Genomic DNA, 19,901 nt, shown 5'->3' with positions numbered 1-19,901 from the left:
ATATGAAGACCGAGCTTGTCACCGCCTCCCGGGACATTTCACGCATCACCAGGCACTCGAGATCGCGGCCGGCCACCGCCTCCAGGCCGGCGGGCATCCTGCCGGTCCTCCTGCTGCTGCTTGCCGCTGTCAGCCTGCCCGCCGCCAGCCTGACCTTAAAATCCCCGGTCGTTTTGCTCGAAGCCGAGCAGTTCGCGGCAATCGGCGGCTGGGTCGTGGACCAACAGTTCATGGACCAAATGGGCTCGCCCTATCTCCTCGCCCACGGTTTGGGCGAGCCGGTCCGCGACGCGCAGACCACCGTCCGGTTCCCCGCCGCCGGCAAATACCGCGTCTGGGTCCGCACGCGCGATTGGGTGGCGCCATGGAAGGTCTCCGGAGCGCCGGGCCGGTTCAAGGTGCTGATCAATGGCAAGCCGCTGGCCACCACGTTTGGCACCGAAGGCGCGGCGTGGCATTGGCAGGATGGCGGCACAGTGAAGGTCGGCCGCGAGGCCAAGGTCGCACTGCACGATTTGACCGGCTTTGAAGGTCGCTGCGACGCCATTCTATTCTGCCGCGACCTCGGCTTCAAGCCACCCAACGAATCGTTTGCCCTCGCAGCCTTCCGCCGCCAGGCCCTCGGGCTGCCCGAAGCACCGGAAGACGGCGGGAGCTACGACCTGGTAGTGGTCGGCGGCGGCATTGCCGGCACTTGCGCGGCTTTGTCCGCCGCGCGCCAGGGGCTCAAGGTCGCCTTACTGCAAGACCGCCCCGTGCTGGGCGGCAACAACAGCTCCGAGGTTCGCGTCTGGCTCGGCGGCGGCATCAACCTGCCACCATACCCGCGCATCGGCGACATTGTCGCCGAACTCGAGCCCAGCAAACGCGCGCACTACGGTGAGGGGAACACCGCCGAGCTCTACGAAGACGATCGCCGCCTGGCGCTGGTCCGCAGCGAGCCGAACATCAACCTGCTCCTCGAACAGCGGGTCAATGCCGTGGAGGCCGTGGACGGCGTGATTCGGGCCGTCGTGGCGCAGCATATCCGCACTGCCCGGCGCGTACGCCTGGCCGCCCGCTGGATTGCGGACTGCACCGGCGACGGCGCGGTCGGAGCCCTGGCCGGGGCGGATTCCGACACCACGCTCTCGGGGCACATGGGCCCCAGCAACCTGTGGCACGTCAAAGATACGGGCCAGCCCGAGCCTTTCCCCAAGTGCGTGTGCGACGACACCAACGCGCTGAACATGACCTTTGCCGCCGGCAAGGACCCCGCCCCCTTCCCGCGTTGCCCGTGGGCGATTGATCTGCGCGACAAACCCTTCCCCGGGCGGCAAATGCCCGGCGGCAAGGAAGTCAAAGACCCGCTGCGCAAGCTGGGCGCGTGGTACTGGGAGAGCGGCTTCGACCGCGACCCCATCGCCGACGCCGAGTGGATTCGCGACCAGAACTTTCGCGCCATGTACGGCGCCTGGGACACCCTCAAGAACGTGGACAAGGTCTTCCCCAACCACAAGCTCAACTGGGCCGCCTTCATCGCCGGCAAGCGCGAGTCCCGGCGCCTGCTGGGCGACGTCATCCTCACCGGGGACGATTTCCGCACCAACCGCTTCTTTCCCGACGCCTCCTTCCCCTGCACCTGGTCCATTGACCTGCACCTGCCCGATCCCGCCTTTGACAAAGGACACCAAGGCGTGGAGTTCATCTCCAGGGCCTCCTTCGGCAAATACCCGACTCCCTACTGGGCCCCTTACCGCTGCCTTTACAGCCGCAACGTGAAAAACCTCTTCATGGCCGGCCGCGACATCAGCGTCACCCACGAAGCCCTCGGCCCTGTCCGCGTCATGCGCACCTGCGGCACCATGGGCGAAATTGTCGGCATGGCCGCCTCCCTCTGCAAACAGCACGACTGCAACCCTCGCGCTGTCTATGAGCAACACCTCGACAAGCTCAAACAGCTCATGGAGCGCGGCGCAGGCCGGGAAGCTGCTAAAGCTCTGCCCTGAGTCGTATCCTGCCGCCGCGACGATGGATGTTGGGGGCAGAGTGTCCGTGCTCCATCGCAACTCCGCGGAGGGTGAATGAGCACGGCACTGCTCTTCGAGCACAGTTGCGTTGCCGAAAGCGGCGTGGCGCTTCGCTTCCCGCCGCAGTCCAAGACTTGGTGACCTCTCGGGTGCTTCCTGGCGCAACCTGCTGTATTTGCCTCACTTCCGACAGTAATGCCGCGTATACGGCGCAATTCCAGAAGATACGGAATATGGGCGCTCACCGAATCTGTTTGGTATTGGCCGGAATCGGGCCCCAGTCCACAAGGGAGTCTCTCCGTATCCACACCGTATCCACACCGTAGGTAGATATGGGTAACCCACTGTGCCTATTTCACTTATGCAATTGCAGCCCCGCAGCGCGGCCCGAGGCCGGCCAAGTTCATCCTGGCGGCAGAAGTGCTGCCGCCACGGCCTGTCCCAGCGCGATGCCGCCGTCGTTGGGGGGGACGCGCTGGTGCCAATAGGGGCGAAAGCCTTCCGCCTGCAACCGCCGGACGCACCGCTCGGTCAGGTAACGATTCTGGAAGCAGCCGCCGGAAAGCACCACGCGCTGCTGGCCCATCCGTCGCGCGACCCCGAGGATGCTCTCCACCAAGGAGTTGTGGAAACAGGCAAAGATACGGCCGATGGGGACGTTGCGCTGCAGGTCGGACAGGATTGACTCGATCAAGGGTTGCCAATCGAGCTGGAGCGGCGCCCGGACCGGGGCGTTGGATTGGTGATCGGAGCGGAAGGGCAATTCGTAGGCTTCGTCGGTTGGCTCGGCCTCTTGGAGGGCGAACTCGAGTTCCATGGCAGCCTGGCCTTCGAAGCGCACCTGCTGGCGCAGCCCGGCAAGTGAGGCGACCGCGTCGAAGAGCCGCCCGACGCTGGAGGTCAGCGGCGAGTTGAGGTTGCGCGCCAGCATGGTCTTGAGCGGCCCCAGTTCGGCGGACGCAAAGGCGCGCACCGGGGCCAGGGTGGACATGCCGAACGCGGCTTCGCCGTACATCTCGAAGAGCAGGCCCAGGGCGGTTCGGCGCGGTTCCTTGATGGCCTGGTCGCCGCCGGGAAGACGGAACGGCCGGAAATGGGCCACGCGCTCGCAGGCGGTTCCCGTCACCAGGAAGAACTCGCCGCCCCAAACAGTGCCGTCGAGGCCATAACCGGTGCCGTCCCAGGAGACGCCGAGGACGGGTGGGTCCAGCTCATTCTCGGCCATGCAGGACAACACGTGGGCCTTGTGGTGCTGGATGGCGACGAGTCGAGGGGGGGGGGAAGTGGGCCGCGCTGTTCCTGCCGCGCTGGCGTCAGCACGCCCGGCCTCCGACACGAGTTCGCGGGCGAACCTGGCGGAGAGGTAATCGGGGTGAGCGTCGGCAGCGATGGTCGCAGGGCGCGCCTGGTAAAGTCCCTGGAAGTCGGCAATGACCCGGCGGAACGCTTCGAAAGCCTCGTCAGTCTCCAGGTCGCCAATGTGCTGGCTGATGAACGCCTGGGATCCCACGGCCAGCGCGACGCTGTTCTTCAGGTGGGCGCCGACGGCCAATACCGCATCGCCGGTCGAGGGGCGGAGCGGAATGGGCAGCGGGGCATACCCGCGCGCGCGGCGCAAGACCAGTTCGCGCCCCGCCATCAGCCGCACGATGGAATCGTCCACGTGCCGCACGATGGGACGATTATGGACCAGGAACAAATCGGCGATGCCGCCGAGGCGTTCGAGCGCCTCGTGCTCGTCGGTGCAGATCGGTTCGTCGCTCAAGTTGCCGCTGGTGGCCACGACGGGAAAGCCCAGCGCGAACAGGAGCAGGTGATGCAGCGGGGTGTAGGGAAGCATCACGCCGAGGTTGGGATTGCCCGGCGCAATGGCCGGGGACAGGGCCGCTGCCTGCCGGCGGCGGCACAGGACGATCGGGGCTTCCGGCGAACGCAGCAGGCGCTCCTCAAATGGCGACACTTCACAGACCGCCTTGATGGCCGCCAGCGAAGGACACATCAGCGCGAGGGGCTTCTCCTCGCGGTGTTTCAACTCCCGCAGGCGCCGCACGGCGTCCGTGTGGTGCGCCGCGACCATCAGGTGAAAGCCGCCGAGGCCTTTGACCGCGACAATCCGCCCCTGGCGAATGGCCTCCGCAGCCGCCGCCAAGGCCGCGCCACTGCGCGGAGACGATTCGCGCCCGCCCGACACCGGCTTTCCTATCCGGTCCCACAGCTCAACCCGCGGGCCGCAGACTGGGCAGGCGTTGGGCTGGGCGTGGAACCGGCGGTCGCGGGGGGCCTCGTACTCGGCCTGGCATTGCGGGCACATCGTGAAAGCCTTCATCGAAGTGTTCCCGCGATCATAGGGCAGCGATTCGATGATGCTGAAGCGCGGGCCGCAGTTGGTGCAGTTAGTGAACGGGTAGCCGTGACGGCGGTTGCGAGGGTTGAAGATATCGGCCAGGCAATCGGGACAGGTGGCGATGTCCGGCAGCACCAGCGCCGTTTTGGCCCCGCCGGCTTCGCTCGGGCGGATTTCAAAGCCGGCAAAGCCGACCGGGTCGAGCCAGGAGGCTTCGAGACTCTGGATGGAACTGCGCGGCGGTTTGCCCGCCTCGAGACGCAGCAGGAAAGTCTCCAGGGCCGCCCGGGGGCCTTCAACCTCGATGAATACGCCTTGAGCCGAGTTGTTGACCCAGCCGGCCAGACCGGCCTCGGTGGCCAGCCGGTAAATGAACGGGCGGAAGCCGACGCCCTGGACGGCGCCCCGCGCAATGATCTTCAGCCGCGCGCTCAATCCAACCTCACCCACGATTCGATCTCCCGGCAGGCGAAGGCGCCGCCGTCCACGACCAATTCCAGATGCCGGATGGCCGTTTCATCCATGAATAACAACTCCTCCCGCAAGCGCAGTTGCCCGCGCAGCCGAACGCCCCCGTAGAGCCAGACCTCCACTTGATGCCCCAGTGGCAACTGAATCCGCCGCGCCAGTTCCTCTGCCGCCACGCGGCGCGCGGCGAGCCATTGGGTGTAACCCCGCTCGGACTCGGCCGCGCCGAAATTCAATTCACTCTGGCTCATCACACGTTGCGTGCTTTGCGCTCTGAACTCTGGCAAGTCAAGCTCGTGAAAACAAAGCAATTCCTCGCCCCGGCGCGCGAAACCTGGTAACCTCCGGCACTCAAATTCCGTCTGCCAGCATACGACAACTATGAATGTGAATAAGCACACCTTGATGGCGCTGGCCGCCGCGGCCGCCATTTTCAGCCTCCAGCCGTTCACGCGCGCGGCCGACACCAGCGAGCCCGGCGCCCTGCGCGAGCAATTGCGGGAAACCGCCCGGCAACTCAACCTCACGGAGGCGCAGAAGCCGAAGATGCTGGCCATCATGCGCGCGCGCGCCGAGAAGCTGCGTGAGTTGCGCGAGGACAAGAACCTCTCGCGAGCGGAGAAGATTGCGAAGTTCAAGGCCGGGCGTGAAGAGCTCGCCGCGGAGGTCAAGAAGGTGCTCACCCCGGAGCAATTCGAGAAGTGGAAGACCACCCAGGGGCAGTTGCCCGCGCCGGGGGCGCCCGCGGCCCCGGGTGCGCGAGTGCAGGAGGCCATCAAGGAGCTGAACCTGACCGCCGAACAGAAGGAGCAGCTCAAGCCGCTTTACCGGGCACAGGTGGAGAAGCTGCGCCAGGTGCGCCAGGACACCAGCCTCTCGGTGACTCAGAAGCTCGACAAGATACAGGCGCTGCGCCAGGAGGTCGCGCCCAAGCTGGAGAAGGTGCTCACCGCCGAGCAGTACGCCAAATGGGGCAAGGAATTCGAGCGGTGGGGCGAACAACTGGAGCAACGGCTCCAGGAGAAAAATTCGAATTAGCCTGCGAAGCCGGGCACGCCTCGCGTCCAGCGCTCCGGCCCGGCTAAGCCACAAAGCGCGGCTCGTAAACCTGCCCGCAGTCGTGCCGGCGCAGGAGTTCCATAAACCTGGCCAGGCCCCGCTTCTCGTCGGAGCCGAGATGGTAATGGATGTGCCAGCTCAGGTAGTCGCTGCGGAAATCGTAGGTGTACTTGTTGTGGGTGCGGACAATGGTATCGAGCGTATCCAGCCCGAAGTCGCGCGCCTCGCGAAGCAGCCGCCGCAACTCGGCGTTCTCGACGCCGCGGCGCAAGGCCCATACGGCAAATACAAAAGGCAGGTTGGTCAGCTCGTACCAGGCCGCGCCGAGGTCCCAGATCTCGTGCTCGTGCGGCCCCAGGGCGAAATCCAGCGCCGGATCGCCGATGAGCAGGGCGTAGTCCGGCAGCGCGGCGAAGTCGTAGCTTTCCAGGGTCTTGAACTCCGGCTTGATCCCGCGTTCGGCCAGCAGCACCCGCAGTAGCTGCACGCTCGTCAGCGAAGCCGGGTCGAGGTAGATCTCGGTCGCCTCGTCCAGCGGTTTGCGGTGCGCCAGCAGCACGCTCTTGACCTCCCCCAGCGAGGCAATGGCAATGCCGTCCAGGATGTCGTATCGGTCGTTGAAGAGGACTTCGACCACGCTGACGAGCGAGGCGTCCAGCTCGTCGCGCTGGAGCATTTCGGCCAGGCGGGCGGGCGGGGCGTAAACGATCTGCTCCTCCAGCCCGCGCGTCAGGGGAACGGTGTTGAGGTAGCCGGAATTGCCGACGCGAAAGGGGGCCAGCGAATGCTCGAGTTTGCTCTCGCGCTGCAGATCCGCCGCGCGCTGCTCGCGTTCGAAGCGATGCGCCGCTTCCTCCGCCGTTTCCAGCGGGGCCATGCGGAGCTTGGGGAGGTCGTCGGGGGAGTTTGTCATGCGGTTGCCAGGTTATTCTCCAGGACCCGGGAGCGCCGGTCGTCGGGCTCGACCCGCGGGACAGGGCCGTCCCAGACCTTGAGGGGCGCGTAGAACGTATCACGCTGGACGGGGATGCAGCCGGCCTCGCGGATGGCTTTGATCATCTCGGCCTCGGTCTGGAGCTGGGGGGATTGGGCGCCGGCCATGTGGAAGATGTGCTCTTCGACGATGGTGCCGTGCAGGTCGTCGGCGCCGTAGCTCAGAGCCACTTGCGCCAGCTTGAGTCCGAGCCCCACCCAATAGGCGGTGAGGTGGTCAAAGTTGTCGAGGTAGATCCGGCTGACGGCAAGCGTGCGGAGGGTGTCAAAGCCGGTTGGCGGATTCTGCACCGGGATGTCGTTGTGCTCGGGCTGGTAAGGCAGCGGGACAAAGCCGGCGAAGCCGCGCGTTTCATCCTGCAGCTCGCGCAACTGGCGCAGGTGATCCACGCGGTCGGCGAGCGATTCCACATGGCCGTAAAGCATGGTGCAGGTGCTGCGGCCCCCCAGGCGATGCCAGGTGCGATGCACGTCCAGGTATTCCGCGGCCGTTTCCTTGCCCCGGGCGATGGCGGTGCGGACTTCCTGGCGGAAGATCTCCGCCCCGCCGCCGGTGAGGGAATCCAGCCCGGCTTCCTTCAAGGTGGATAGGGTCTCGGCGACGGATTTCTTCGCCAGCCAGGCCAGGTGCAATACCTCAATCGCCGTGAAGCATTTCAACTGCAGGCGGGAATCCAGCGCGCGCAGCGCCCGGAGCATGTCGGTGTAGTAGCTGAATGGCAGGGACGGATGCAGCCCGCCAACGATGTGCAGTTCGGTGATCCCCAGGTGCAGCGCCTCGCGGGCCTTCTGGACAATCTCCTCGACCGTGAGCTGGAAACCGTCCGCGTCGCGTGTCTTGCGGGCGAACGAGCAGAACTGGCAACTCAGGATGCAGTAGTTCGAGTAGTTGATGTAACGGTTGAGGAGATAGCTGGCCCGGCGCCCGACTTTGCGTTGCCGGGCCAGATCGGCGATGGCCCCGACGGCGTTCAGGTCTTTGCTCTCGAACAGCCGCAGCGCCTCGGCCTCGGAAATACGCTGGCCGGCAGCGACCTTCTCATAAAGGTCGCGGAGTTCGCTGCGCTGGATGAAGAACCGCACACGCTACGATTACCAGAACCAGCCGAATTGGCAAACCGAGTTTCGGGCGGGCGGCCTGTCCGGGCGCTGCGCGGCAGGCCTGTCGGTTCATTCCCGCCAGGGACGACCGTCCTGGTAGCAGGTGCGGCGGGCTTCCAACTGCTCTCGCAACCCGGCCTGGCGCGCAGGAGCAACCAGGGCCAGGGCGCGCTCGGTTGTCGCCACCGCCCGGGCGAAATCCCCCGACTCGGCGCACGCGGCGGCCAGGGCGTCCAGGGCCGCCGCGTCATTCCCCTGGGTCAGCCGGACGGCCTGCTCCGCCAGCCGTATCGCCCGGGCGCCGTGGCGATACTGCGGATCCCGATGCGTTGCCAGAATCCAGGCCAGGTTCTTGAGCGCCTCGAGTGAGTCGGGCCCCAGGCGCAAGGCTTCCTGATATTCCGCGAGCGCCTCAGCGGTCCTGCCCTGCCGCATGAGGACGAAAGCCAGCCGGTTGCGCGCCGCGGCATTGGCCGGTTGCAGCCGGATCGCCTCCACGAAGTGCGCAATGCTCTCGTCCGCGCGGCCAAGCAGGAACAACGCGCCGCCCAGGTTGTAGTGCGCTTCGGCGTAATCGGGCTTGAACTGCGCCGCCAGGGCGTACTCGGCCACGGCGTTGGTAATGTTGCCCTGCCGGTGGTAGGCGTTGCCGAGGTTGAAATGGGCCTGGGGAAAGTTCGGGCGCAGACGAATCGCCTCGGCCGCATGCTGCTGCGCCTTCGGGGCGTCGCCCTGCTTGATGAAGATGCTGCTGAGGTTGTTGTGCGCCTCGGGGTAGTCTGGCCTGAGTTCAAGCGCCTTCAGATAATGGGCCAGCGCTTCGTCGGTTTTGCCCTGTGCCTCCAACACGGCGCCCAGGCCAAGGTGGGCTTCGTGATCGGGGTAAAGCGCCAGGCCGGCACGGTAATGCTCCGCCGCTTCGTCCAGCCGGCCCTGCGCCGAGAGGTAAACGCCCCAATTGTGATGGGCCATCCAACACCCGGGGTTCTTCGCCAGGGTATCACGCCAGAGAGCTTCCTCCCCCTCGAAGGCGCGAGCGTGGCGCCAGGTCAGAGTTCCCAACAGCCCCAGCAGTGCCAGGCAGAGCAGGTTGCCGGAAGTCTTCCCCCACAGTCCCCGGCGGCCAAGGAACCGCGCGCTGGCGGCGGCAGCCAAGGCAATCATCCCCAGGCTGGCCAGGTATTGGTGGTGGTCGTTCACAAACGAGTAGCGGAACGAGTAGGCATTAAAAAAGCCCAGTGCCGGGAACAGCATGCCGCCGAATATCAGCAACGCAGCCAGCGGTCCGCGGTTCCGGCGGCGCAGCGCCCATAGGCCCGCCAAAAGCAGAAGGACTGACGCGGGGTAGAGGTATTGCCACCAGGCCGCCGCGCTGATCTGCCAGCGCGGATACATGAAGATCAGCTCCGCCGGCCAAAATACCTTGCCCAGATGGAACCACACCGACCGACCCGCAAGCAGACACCGCTCGATTAACGTGAGATGGAACTCCGTGCCCGTGGCGCCAAAAATCCTCTGCTCGGCCCACAGGGTCACCAGCCCTGCCCCCAGCCCCGCGAGGAAGAAGGGCGCTGTCGGCAGCACGTCGCCTTTCCAATCCAGCTTGCCGCGTCGCCACCACAGCACCACCAGCAGTGCCCCTGGCAGGCATGCGATGGCCGTCTTGGTCGTCAGGCCAAGCACGAACAGCCCCAGCGACAGCAGGTATGAACCCTTCCCCCTCGTCCGGTCAAAGTTCAGGTAAGCCAGCGCCGAGCCAAGGCACAACACACCCGAGAGGGTATTCTTAAGCTCCGTGATCCACGCCACAGACTCCACATGGACCGGGTGCAGGGCAAATACAGCCGCCGCGAGCCATGCGCCCGGCACCTCCAGCCGGCGCAATAGCTTCAGGAACAGCAGGGCGCAGAAGCTGTGGAGCAGGATGTTGACCAAATGGTAGCCCAGCGTGGAGTCGCCCCAAAGCTTGTGCTGGACCCAGAACGCGCTAAAGGCCAGCGGGTAATACTGCTGGGTGGCGCCTACGTGGGTCCAAATGCGCACCAGGCCATCGACCGACCGCTGTTCAGGCCGGGTGATGTGCTCATCATCATCCCACACAGGCTGCCCGTGCCACGCCGGCTGGTAGGCGAGCAGTGTAGCTGCCAGCACCAGGAGGCAGAGCAGCCAATCCCGCCCGCCCCACGTGCCCCTACGCAGCCCCGCCGAGGAGGGACTCTGCCGTGCGGCCGGAACACCGGCTAGGCGATCTTTCTGCCGCTTCATCGGGCTGGGTTCTAAGATGGACGCGCGAGAACTGGTGCGAGGTATCGGCCGGTGTGGCTAGCCGGGCACTTGGCAACGACTTCCGGCGACCCTTGCGCGACGATCTGGCCGCCCGCCTCGCCGCCTTCCGGCCCAAGATCAATGATCCAGTCCGCTGTCTTGATCACGTCCAGGTTGTGCTCGATGACGAGCAGGGTATTGCCTGAGGCGCGGAGCTTGAAGAGGACTTCGAGCAGCTTGGCCACATCGTGAAAGTGCAAGCCGGTGGTTGGCTCATCGAGGATGTAGAGCGTGCGGCCAGTCGCCTTACGGCTTAGCTCGGCGGCAATCTTGACGCGCTGGGCTTCGCCGCCGCTGAGGGTGGTGGCGGGCTGGCCCAGGCCAATGTAGCCGAGCCCGACTTCCGCCAGTGTGCGCAGAGGTTCATCTACCTGCGGCACGGCCCGAAAGAACGTCACCGCCTCATCCACCGTCATGTCCAGCACGTCGGCGATGTTCTGGCCCTTGTAGGTGATCTCGAGGGTCTCGCGGTTGTAGCGGCGGCCGTTGCAGGCCTCGCAGGTGACATAGACCGGCGGCAGGAAGTGCATTTCGATCTTGATCAGCCCGTCGCCCTGGCATTTCTCGCAACGGCCGCCTTTGACGTTGAAGCTGAAACGCCCTGTCCCGTAACCCCGGATCCGGGCGGCCGGCAGCCGGGCGAAAAGGTGGCGGATATGATTGAACATGCCGGTGTAAGTGGCCGGATTGCTGCGCGGGGTGCGGCCGATCGGGGTCTGGTCAATCACGATCACCTTGTCGAGGTTCTCGAAGCCCTTGAGGGCGCGATGGGCGCCCGGGCGTTCCTTGGACCCGAAGAACTTGCGGAACAGGGCGCGCCGCAGAATATCGTCCACGAGTGTGCTCTTGCCCGAACCGCTAACGCCAGTCACACAGGTGAGGGTGCCGAGAGGGATGCGGGCATCAATGTTCTTGAGATTGTTCTCTCTCGCGCCGAGCACTTCCAGCCATCCCCGGCCCGTGGACGGCTTGGCCCGGTGGCGCGGCACCGGGATGGAAAGCTCGCCGCGGAGGTACTTGGCGGTGAGCGACTGGGGATGGGCGAGCACTTCGGCCAGCGTGCCCGCCGCGACCAGTTCGCCGCCGCGCACCCCGGCCCCGGGGCCAAGGTCGAGAATGTAGTCGGCGTGCCGGATCGTGTCGGCGTCATGTTCGACGACGAGCACCGAGTTGCCGAGGTCGCGCAAGCCCGCCAAAGTGCGCAGCAGGCGATCGTTATCACGCTGGTGCAGACCGATGCTCGGCTCGTCGAGGATGTAGAGCACGCCAACAAGGCCGGCGCCGATTTGCGTCGCCAGGCGGATGCGCTGCGCCTCGCCGCCGCTCAAGGTGCCGCTTTCACGATCAAGAGTAAGATAGCCCAGCCCCACGTTCATGAGGAAGCCGAGCCGGGCGCGGATTTCCTTGATGAGGTCGTGGGCGATCTTTTCCTGGAATTCCGTCAGCTTCAGAGCGGCGAAGAACTCGTCAGCCCGCTCGACCGGGAGAGCGCAGACGTCCATGATGGATAGCCCGGGAATTGCAGCACTCTCTGGTCGCGGCTTGGCCCAGGCCATATCACCAAGCGTGACCGAGAGGATCTCCGGCTTGAGCCTTCGCCCCTGGCAGGCGTCACAGAATTGCGGGCTCATGAAGCCTTTGAGCCGATTGCGCGTAAATTCGCTCTCGCTCTCCTGGTAGAGCCGCTGCAGGTTGGGGATTACGCCCTCGAATGGGCGGGTGACTTTGCTCAGCTTGCCTGCACGCCAGAAGGTGAACTCAATCTCCGTCTCCCCGGAGCCCCACAGCAGCGCCCGCTGAAAATCTCCCGGCAATGACTTGTATGGCACCTCCATGCTCTGCTGGTAATGCTTCGTCACGCCCCGCAGCAGCCCTTTGTAATACACCACCATGCGCTTGCCGCCACGCCGCCACGGCAGTATCGCGCCCTGCTCCAGCGACTTCTCGGGATCGGGCACGACCAGGTCTTCGTCGAAGACCAGCTTCTGGCCCAAACCGTGGCAGACCGGACAAGCGCCCGCCGGGGCGTTGAAGGAGAAATGCTTGGGCGTGAGTGGCTCGTAACTCTTGCCGGTCGCGGGGCTGAGGTTGCGGTTGGAATGAAGCGTTTCGACCCAGGACGCCGGCGGGGGTGAGGCCGCGGCGTCCGGTGCCTGGTGCAACGTCAGCAGGACACCGTCGCCCCAGCGCAGGGCGGTCTCGACGGAATCACTAAGCCGGACACGGATTTTCTCGTCAATGACCAGGCGGTCCACGACCGCTTCGATGGTGTGCCTTTGTTTCGGGTCCAGCTTGATTCGCACGCCGCTGGTCAGCTCGACCAACTCGCCATCCACCCGGGCGCGGACGAAGCCTTCGCGGGAGAGCCGCTCGATCACGTCGCGGAACTCACCCTTCTGGGCCCGTACTACGGGGGCGAGCAACATCACTCGCGTCCGCGGCGGCATGGCGAGGATCTTGTCCACAATGTCGCTGGTGGTCTGCCGCACAATGGGCACGCCGGTTTCCGGACAATAAGGCTGGCCGACGTGCGCATAGAGCAGGCGGAGGTAATCGTAAATCTCGGTGGTGGTGGCGATGATAGACCGGGGACTGGAGCCGGAACTGCGCTGCTCGATGGCAATCGCCGGGGACAGGCCCTCGATGAAGTCCACGTCCGGCTTCTGCATCTGGTCCAGGAACTGCCGGGCATAGGCAGAAAGAGACTCGACGTACTTGCGCTGCCCCTCGGCGTAAATGGTGTCGAACGCCAGGGAAGACTTGCCCGAGCCGCTCAAGCCGGTGATGACCACCAGCTTGTCGCGCGGGATGTTCAACGTGAGGTTCTTAAGGTTGTGCTCACGAGCCCCGCCTATACGGATGAAAGTTCTGCTCACGGACTCGACTTCTGCCCATTAGACAACAGAGCCGGGCCTAAGGCAACTGCCGGAGCCGATAGTAGCGCGAGCCGGCCGGATCGCCACCCTGAGAGCCGTCGTCGAGGAAGGAGAAGTCGCCATTGGTGGAGGTGAGAATATTCGTAAAGGCGATCCAATCCGGAGGTGCGAGCGAAGGTGTCCACTGCGCCTGGAATTGGCTGTTGGTGGGCGCAGACCACTGCAAGCGCACGCCGTTCGTGGAAAGAGTAATGCTCGTAATGGGGACGGGCGGAACATAAGGCGTGACCACCAGGCCCTCGGCGACACGGAAGAAGTGGTAAGATGACGGCAGAGTAACATGGTGGGTGGTCACGAAGTCCTCGGCGATAATCGTGGGCGAGATGGTGGCCCAGAACGTATTGGTTACTTCCTGCTTTGCTTCCACGTGGTAACGGATGCCGGGAACGGAGGTCCAGGTCAGGCACAGTCCATTGCTGCAGTCCTGGATGCCCGTGATCACGATGTTGGTGTTCGGTGCAGGGTGTTCGGTCGCCTTGATGAGGTAAGAGGCTGGCCCGCCGGATATGCTGACGGCCGAAAGGAACCATTCGCCCGGGCTTAACGGGATTGGGCTGGAGAAATCATAGAACACGATCAGTTCGTCATTGATGCCGGGATTGGCGCTGAGCAGGTCGAAACTCGTCAGGGTAGGCAGGGGCAGTCCTTTGCGAGCGACGAGGGTCAGGTCGCCGGTGGGTTGTGCAATCTCAAACTGGATACGCCGGGCATCGCTGGAAGCGAGGTAGCGGTAGAAGTCGGCGAAGCCGGCGGGACCGGGATTTATGTTGGCATAGGCACTGTCGCTGTAGAGAGGGATTATTTCGGGCACCGGATCGGTGTAGGCCGCGGCGAGGACAACGCCGGTGACGTTCGAGTCGGAGTCGTTAAAGACGCCGATGTGCCAGCGACCGGGGGAGAGCGGGGTGGGAGCAGTATTAGTGAAGATAATAATCTGCTCGCTGTTGGTCCCCGGATAGAAACTTCCGTAGTCTAAACTGTTCAAGGTCGGCAGGGGCGGTGCTTTGCGGACAACCAGGTTGGCATTCCCGCTCAAGCCGAGGAGTTGGAATTCGGCGGCGGTGGCATTGGTTTCAACCTGGAAGGAGAAGTAGCGCGGCGCCGGGCCGGGCGGAAGGTCAAAAGCTACCGGGACGCCGCTGACTAGTGGCGTGATATCAAACCTCACGGCAAGCGCGAAGGTCACCGCGGTGCTGTTGGTGTTTTGCACGCCCAGGAAGTAGGGGACGCCGGGCACCAGGCGAGGCGGGTCGCCATCTGGCGCCAGAATGCTGGTGCCGTTCGTTGCGCCCGAGAGCAATAGGAAGTCCGGCGGGGTGGAGTTCGTGCCGGCAGGCAATATGTCCTGATTGAAAAGGAGGTTCACGGGGGCAGAGGCGGCAAGCAACGAGTTGGTGGCGAATCTGGCCCACAGTGGCGCCTGGACGGAATAATACTCGATTCGTCCGGGAGCCACCGTATTGGTCTGGGGTACCGGCGCGGCGAGCGGGCGCGGTTGCGGCATGACGTCCTGGAAGACGAATGACAATTGCCAACTTAGCAGTGCGGGCGGCGGATCGGCAGCGCCGGAACGGTTGTCCACGACCTCGAGCGTCCAATCACCCAGGGCGAGTTCGCCGGTCAGCTTGTCGAGCGATTCCTCAGGTAGATAGAAGATCCCGGCAGCGGGCGCGAGGGTAACGGGGTCGAGCGTAAGGTTGGTGAACGGCGGCGAGGCGAACTTTATCGGTGTTACGGTGAGGTTGGTGTTTTCAGTAAAGGTGGTGTGGAGAAACGCTGGACTGATGATGGTCAAATCATAATCCCATGCGGTCAAAGGGCGCCCTTCATCAATAACAATCGCGATGGCGGTGGAGTCACCCGGACCGAAAGCAATCTCAAAGGTGCCATCGTTGATGACCGGGGGAGACTCGAAGATGCGGTTAGCCGGGGTGAGGTTGGTCCCGTAGTACACGCTTATTGTGTCCTCTTCGTTAAAGAACCTGTAGCCAATTGCCACAGTGCCGGCGGTGGAGGGGGTGTAAATAATATTGGTCGAGGCCTCGGGCCCATAGCTGGAATTGGTTGACACGGTGTTGGTCAAGGCGACGTTGAGCCCCATGCCCTCAGGGCTCGCACCGCCCCGATTCTGATCCAGCAAGACCCTTGTCCCGTCCGGGCTGACGAGAGTCAGTGTGAGGTCGGAGATGCGCGGGTGATCAATGCGCACGCCAACCTCTGCGGAAACGATGGGGCTGGCCTGAGTCACGAAGATGGACGAGACCGACACCGCGTCATCAAGGATCGGCGTCAGTCCCGCGGAGGAATAGAGCGTGCGGACTAAATCGCTCGACTCAAGGATAAATGCGGCCCCCACGGTGGCGGCAATCGGCTCGGAGCCCTGATTGCAGAGCCGGACGGCGTATACGCCCGTGTTTAGGGGCGGGTTCCTGAAGTTATCCACCACAATGGAGGAACTGGTGGCAGGTGCAGTCAGCCACACGGCTTGGCAGTCGTTGCTGCTGGCGTCCAGCGGACAAACCTCGATCTTGAGGGGACCAAAACCTGCCAACAGGTCCACCGTAATCGTCAGATTGGTGGCGTTGGGTGGCACTTCGAGGTAGTCTTCGCGGGAGGCGCCAGGGAGAACTGACACGTTGGCGCTAGTGGTGAGCGGAGGTTGGGGTTCGAGGGAAATAACCAGGCTGTCGTTAGTGCCCGGCCGATTGGTGCTGGCAAGGGTCAGAAGCCACTGCCCCGCCCCATCCTTGAGGGCGAAATTGCGCAAGCTGCCCGGACCGTCCGTGTGCTGTGCGCCGGGAACATCGTTCTCGTTGCTGTCATCGTAAACGAAAGACTGGTTGGTGGCGGCCAGGTAGGGAGAATGCTTGTTGAGCACGACCGCAGTGCCCAGGTGGCTGAGCGTGCCGAGCAGATCGGCTGGGGATTCGTGGCTGAGGGTATTGGTAACGACCACGCGACGGAGCGGGATGGCCTGGGGTGAGAGGCCAAAAACCAAAGCCGACGCAGGATCATTGGAAGACCCCTCAGGTATGAGTGCCGGCGCGGGAAAGCCTCGCAGAACCTGATTGCCTTGGGCATCGGTTTCGGCAAAGGGCAATTCGCTGAATACACCGACAAAGCCAAACTCGGCGCCATGCCCACTCTCTGCCTTGACGCCAACATAATACAAGCCCGGCGCAGTGTTCGATAGCACGACCATTTCAACGCCCCCTCGGCCAAGCGAATTCCAGGCCTCAGCCACCGCGAGCGGCTCTAGGTTCGTTAGCCCCGCGTCGGCGGAAACATAGAGGTCAATGTCCGCCTCAGGCGGGGCAGGATTGGTTTGCTGCGCCTCAAAGCGCGGCAATGAAAGGATGCTTGGCAGGAAGGTGAGGAAGGCGGCATTTGTGTACTCAAAGTCATTGGTCAGGATGTAGAAACGCCACTGGTTGGTGAGGCCGAGGGTGATAACGCCGCTGGGCGCGCCGGGCAAAGGGATAGTAACGCCGTCCGGCGAAGGCCCATTGGCCCCCACCCGCTGCCCCGGCAGAAGCCCGCCGGATATGCGTTGATCAGGAGCAAAACTGTTGGGGATGAATGAAATGCCGGAGGAAAGGCTGGAGTTGATCGGGGTCTCGGCAACACTTAGGGCGTCGGCCAACTGGCCATCACCGCTGGCAATGACCAGCGCGTAGTCCTGCACGATGTCGTTCGTCCGAGCGGTGACAGCGTTGACGTTAACACTGTGGGCCAGCACAGTGACGGAGTAGTTGGTGGCAAGCGGTGGGGAGAGGTAGACATTTTCGACGTTGTTCACTGCGTCCAGGTTGGGCGGAGCGCCATCATCCCACGGTTGGTTGAAGCTGCAGTGAGGGAGAATATCGTTGCCGAAGAAGACTTCGCCGGTGTCAAGATTGGTAACAACGAGGTCGAGGTTATTAACAAGCTTGAGGCTGGCGACAGGATTACCTGGCGGATCGGTCCACACGAGGGTGAACCGCAGCGGGCAGTTGGTGGCCTCGGGCAAAAGGGAGACAAAGCGGGTGTGGCTCTGGCTGGTCGCCAGGGCATGAGAGGCGTCCTGGTCAAAAATCTGCATCGGTGCGGCAGCCTGCACGAACGCGTTGGTGAGGCCAACAGGCAAGCTGTTGGTAAGATTGATCAACCCCCACCCCTGTGAGTTCGTGCGGCTGTTGACCTGGAATCCGCCGGGCGCAGTCAGGGGGCGCGCTCCATTGATCAGGAGGGCTTTCATGAGCGCGGGACTGTTGGTGCGGCCATAACTCTGGAAGAACTCCTGCATGAGAGCCAACAAGCCCGATGCATCGGCGGCGGCAAGGCTGGTGCCAGATTCGTAGCGGTAGAACGGCCCGAGCGTTTCGTTCAGATTGCTGAAGACCTCGGAGTAGGTGCTGAAGGCATCGCTGGGGCCGTAGTAGGCAGCTTGATCCCACTGCGCGGAGCGAGCCGAGACGACGAAAGTGCCGGGCGCGACGAGGTCAGGCTTGCACCGTCCCAGGACACCTTCGAGGCCGACTCCGACGCTGCCCCGGCTGGAGAAGGCGGTCACGGCGTCGTTTGTGGCGGTAAGCGCCAGCCAGGGTTGGTTCGTCACGCAGACATTGGTCTCGTTGACAGTCGTGCACTGCCAGGCCTCGTTGGTAATCCAGCGCGGCTGAGTTATGGCGCCAACGGTGATAACGTTCTTGGCTGTGGCGGGTGACTGGATGGTGTCCGGATCGCCGCCTGAGCCGTCGTCAGCACCGTTACCGGCATTGCCGGCGCCGAAGACGAACACCAGGGGCTGGGATCCGGAGACCTCGGGCAGAGCGTCGCGGACCGCGGCATCGTACCGAGCGGCGGCAAGATCGTAGGTGTTGGCATTCGCGTAGTGCCAACTGTTGTTGGAAATGAACGCGTTAGTGCGGGCAGCGGCCTCCTGGAGGCGGGAGTCGGAGGCAGGCCCGGGGTCGGCCTCGGTCGCGATGGCGAAAACCTGGGCTCCGGGCGCCTTGCCGCGGAATTGGAGGTTGGTGCCAGGCATGACCGAGCCGCGGGCATTGGTAACGCTGGGCGACTCCAGGCCGCTGCCAGCGATGATGGCGGCGACGTGGGTGCCATGGCCGTTGGAATCAACACCGCTAATTGGCGCATCGAACAGAATCCGTCCCTGCAAATCGGGGTGGTTCATGTCAACGCCGGAGTCATTGACATTGACCAGGACATTGGTGCCAGTCAGACCGAGGTAATTTTCGGAAATAGTTGAGTCAGTCGCGACGGCAATGCGGGCACGGCTAAGGTCGTTCGCCAGAACTCGGACATGTGAGAGTTCCAATTCCTGCATACTCGCAAGACGGGCCAGGGCGGGAAGAATGGTGGCGTTTTCAAGGCGCACTTTGAGCACCGGCCCGAATGGCGAACGTTCCTGGTCGAGGACTTGCACACCGAGGTGTTTCAACTCGTCATGGACTGCAGAGTTAGCATCCGAAAAGAGCAACAGGTTAAGTAATTGATTGGCCGGCAGGGGTTGTTCTTGAACAGCCAGGGCAAGCAACAACGGCTTGAGTTTGAAGTAGGGTTCGTAGGGCAGAACTGCCTGTGTTTGCGGGTCACCCTGCAACACCCGCGCAACTGCCTGGGACGCGCGGACCAGATAAGCCTGGTTGGGAATGTAGGCGACAATAACGGCCCCGGCCTCATGCAGACGGTCGCGAAATGCTCCGTCTAGAGGCATGCGGGATTGGATGATGTATGCGCCGGGATCGCCCTGCGTCCGCAGGTGTTCGGGGATCGGCAGGGTCAGCGGTTGGGCAGTATCCAGCAGCGCGTTTTCGAGCAGGATGGCGGTGCGGCTGCGGACGAGGTCACCGAAAGGAGTGGCAGTGTTGGTCAGTCGCAGACCGTGGGGGCTGGCGCCGTGTATGGCGTGTTCCGCGGCAATTGATGCGGTTGGGGGCGGGGCGGGAGACCGGGAAGGCCGAGTAATGGCGAGGCTTGAGGCGAGGTGACTATTTGACCGCCAAATATACAGCCCCGTGACAAACAGCATCACGCTCAACAAAAGCCAGATCAAGCGCCGCGAGCGCATAGGGTAAGGCAATTTACTTCATAGGCTTGCCCGATGACCAGCCAAAAGCCTCATGGAATCTAGACCGGCAGCGCGTATGCATGAAGCTGCCGGAGGAGCGCGGACATCTTGCCCGCTTTGCGGGTTGCGGGCCAGACCAGCGGGCCAGATGCCCGCGCGCCTTCAGGCATACGCGCTGGACGTGACGCTTCTATAGGACTTTTCATTCGACAATTGGGCGGAGTTGGACTATAAATACCAGCCAGGCGCAGTCGGGAAGCGCCCCTGGGCTGAGGAGGTCCGGGACAGGGCAATCAAGGCCCAATCATGGAGTAATCATGCTCCAATCATGCTCCAATGATGCTAGCAACACCGGGGCAACACGCTGGCAACCCGATCCAATCCCGCGCAAGATCCCCGTCGGGCGGCGCAAGCCCGGGCCTCCAAGCGCACTAGCGCGTACGCCTGAAGCTGGAGCCCCTCGCAAGCATATCTGCGAGAGGGCATCTGTCATTCAGTTCATCTTATCGCGGCGATTAACCATATGGAAATCGTTAGAAATATTGCAGGCACCCCTTGCGAAGCTCCAATTCCCGGGCTAAAGAACTTCGCCGTCA

9 protein-coding genes are annotated in these 19,901 nt (G+C 63.6%); 2 read left to right on the top strand and 7 right to left on the bottom strand.

The window, feature by feature from the left end; genetic code table 11:
- The first annotated feature begins 2 nt into the window (after nucleotides 1–2).
- Nucleotides 3–1,988: an FAD-dependent oxidoreductase gene (locus P5205_02705; protein ID HSA09258.1), complete on the top strand. Its 1,986-nt coding sequence runs from the start codon at nucleotides 3–5 to the stop codon at nucleotides 1,986–1,988.
- 424 nt (nucleotides 1,989–2,412) lie between these two features.
- Here the strand turns inward: P5205_02705 and hypF are convergent, their stop codons facing one another.
- Nucleotides 2,413–4,803 (bottom strand): carbamoyltransferase HypF, encoded by a 2,391-nt coding sequence (gene hypF, locus P5205_02700; protein ID HSA09257.1) that lies wholly within the window; start codon nucleotides 4,801–4,803, stop codon nucleotides 2,413–2,415.
- The gene (locus tag P5205_02695) at nucleotides 4,785–5,072 is read right to left on the bottom strand and encodes a hypothetical protein (protein HSA09256.1); all 288 of its coding nucleotides are present in this window, start codon (nucleotides 5,070–5,072) and stop codon (nucleotides 4,785–4,787) included. The genes hypF and P5205_02695 overlap by 19 nt, the downstream gene beginning before the upstream one ends.
- 130 nt (nucleotides 5,073–5,202) lie before the next feature.
- On the opposite strand from P5205_02695, the gene P5205_02690 reads away from it, so the two are divergent.
- Nucleotides 5,203–5,859 carry a hypothetical protein gene (locus P5205_02690; GenBank protein ID HSA09255.1) on the top strand — a complete coding sequence of 219 codons (657 nt, stop codon included), beginning with the start codon at nucleotides 5,203–5,205 and terminating at the stop codon, nucleotides 5,857–5,859.
- Nucleotides 5,860–5,902: 43 nt separating this feature from the next.
- Here the strand turns inward: P5205_02690 and P5205_02685 are convergent, their stop codons facing one another.
- The 5 genes from P5205_02685 to P5205_02665 form a co-directional block, all read right to left on the bottom strand.
- Nucleotides 5,903–6,793 (bottom strand): menaquinone biosynthesis protein, encoded by an 891-nt coding sequence (locus tag P5205_02685; GenBank protein HSA09254.1) that lies wholly within the window; start codon nucleotides 6,791–6,793, stop codon nucleotides 5,903–5,905.
- Nucleotides 6,790–7,956 (bottom strand): aminofutalosine synthase MqnE, encoded by a 1,167-nt coding sequence (gene mqnE, locus P5205_02680; protein HSA09253.1) that lies wholly within the window; start codon nucleotides 7,954–7,956, stop codon nucleotides 6,790–6,792. Before mqnE ends, P5205_02685 begins: the two co-directional genes overlap by 4 nt.
- An 87-nt stretch (nucleotides 7,957–8,043) precedes the next feature.
- The gene (locus P5205_02675; protein HSA09252.1) at nucleotides 8,044–10,239 is read right to left on the bottom strand and encodes a tetratricopeptide repeat protein; all 2,196 of its coding nucleotides are present in this window, start codon (nucleotides 10,237–10,239) and stop codon (nucleotides 8,044–8,046) included.
- 11 nt (nucleotides 10,240–10,250) lie between these two features.
- Nucleotides 10,251–13,175: an excinuclease ABC subunit UvrA gene (uvrA, locus tag P5205_02670; GenBank protein HSA09251.1), complete on the bottom strand. Its 2,925-nt coding sequence runs from the start codon at nucleotides 13,173–13,175 to the stop codon at nucleotides 10,251–10,253.
- Nucleotides 13,176–13,212: 37 nt separating this feature from the next.
- Complete coding sequence (locus P5205_02665) at nucleotides 13,213–19,305, bottom strand: S8 family serine peptidase (GenBank protein ID HSA09250.1); 6,093 nt, start codon at nucleotides 19,303–19,305, stop codon at nucleotides 13,213–13,215.
- Nucleotides 19,306–19,901 lie beyond the last annotated feature (596 nt).

The sequence above is a fragment of the Candidatus Paceibacterota bacterium genome, assembly GCA_035452965.1.
In the GTDB taxonomy this organism is placed as follows: domain Bacteria; phylum Verrucomicrobiota; class Verrucomicrobiia; order Limisphaerales; family UBA8199; genus UBA8199.
This window is presented reverse-complemented; position numbering and strand designations above follow the sequence as displayed.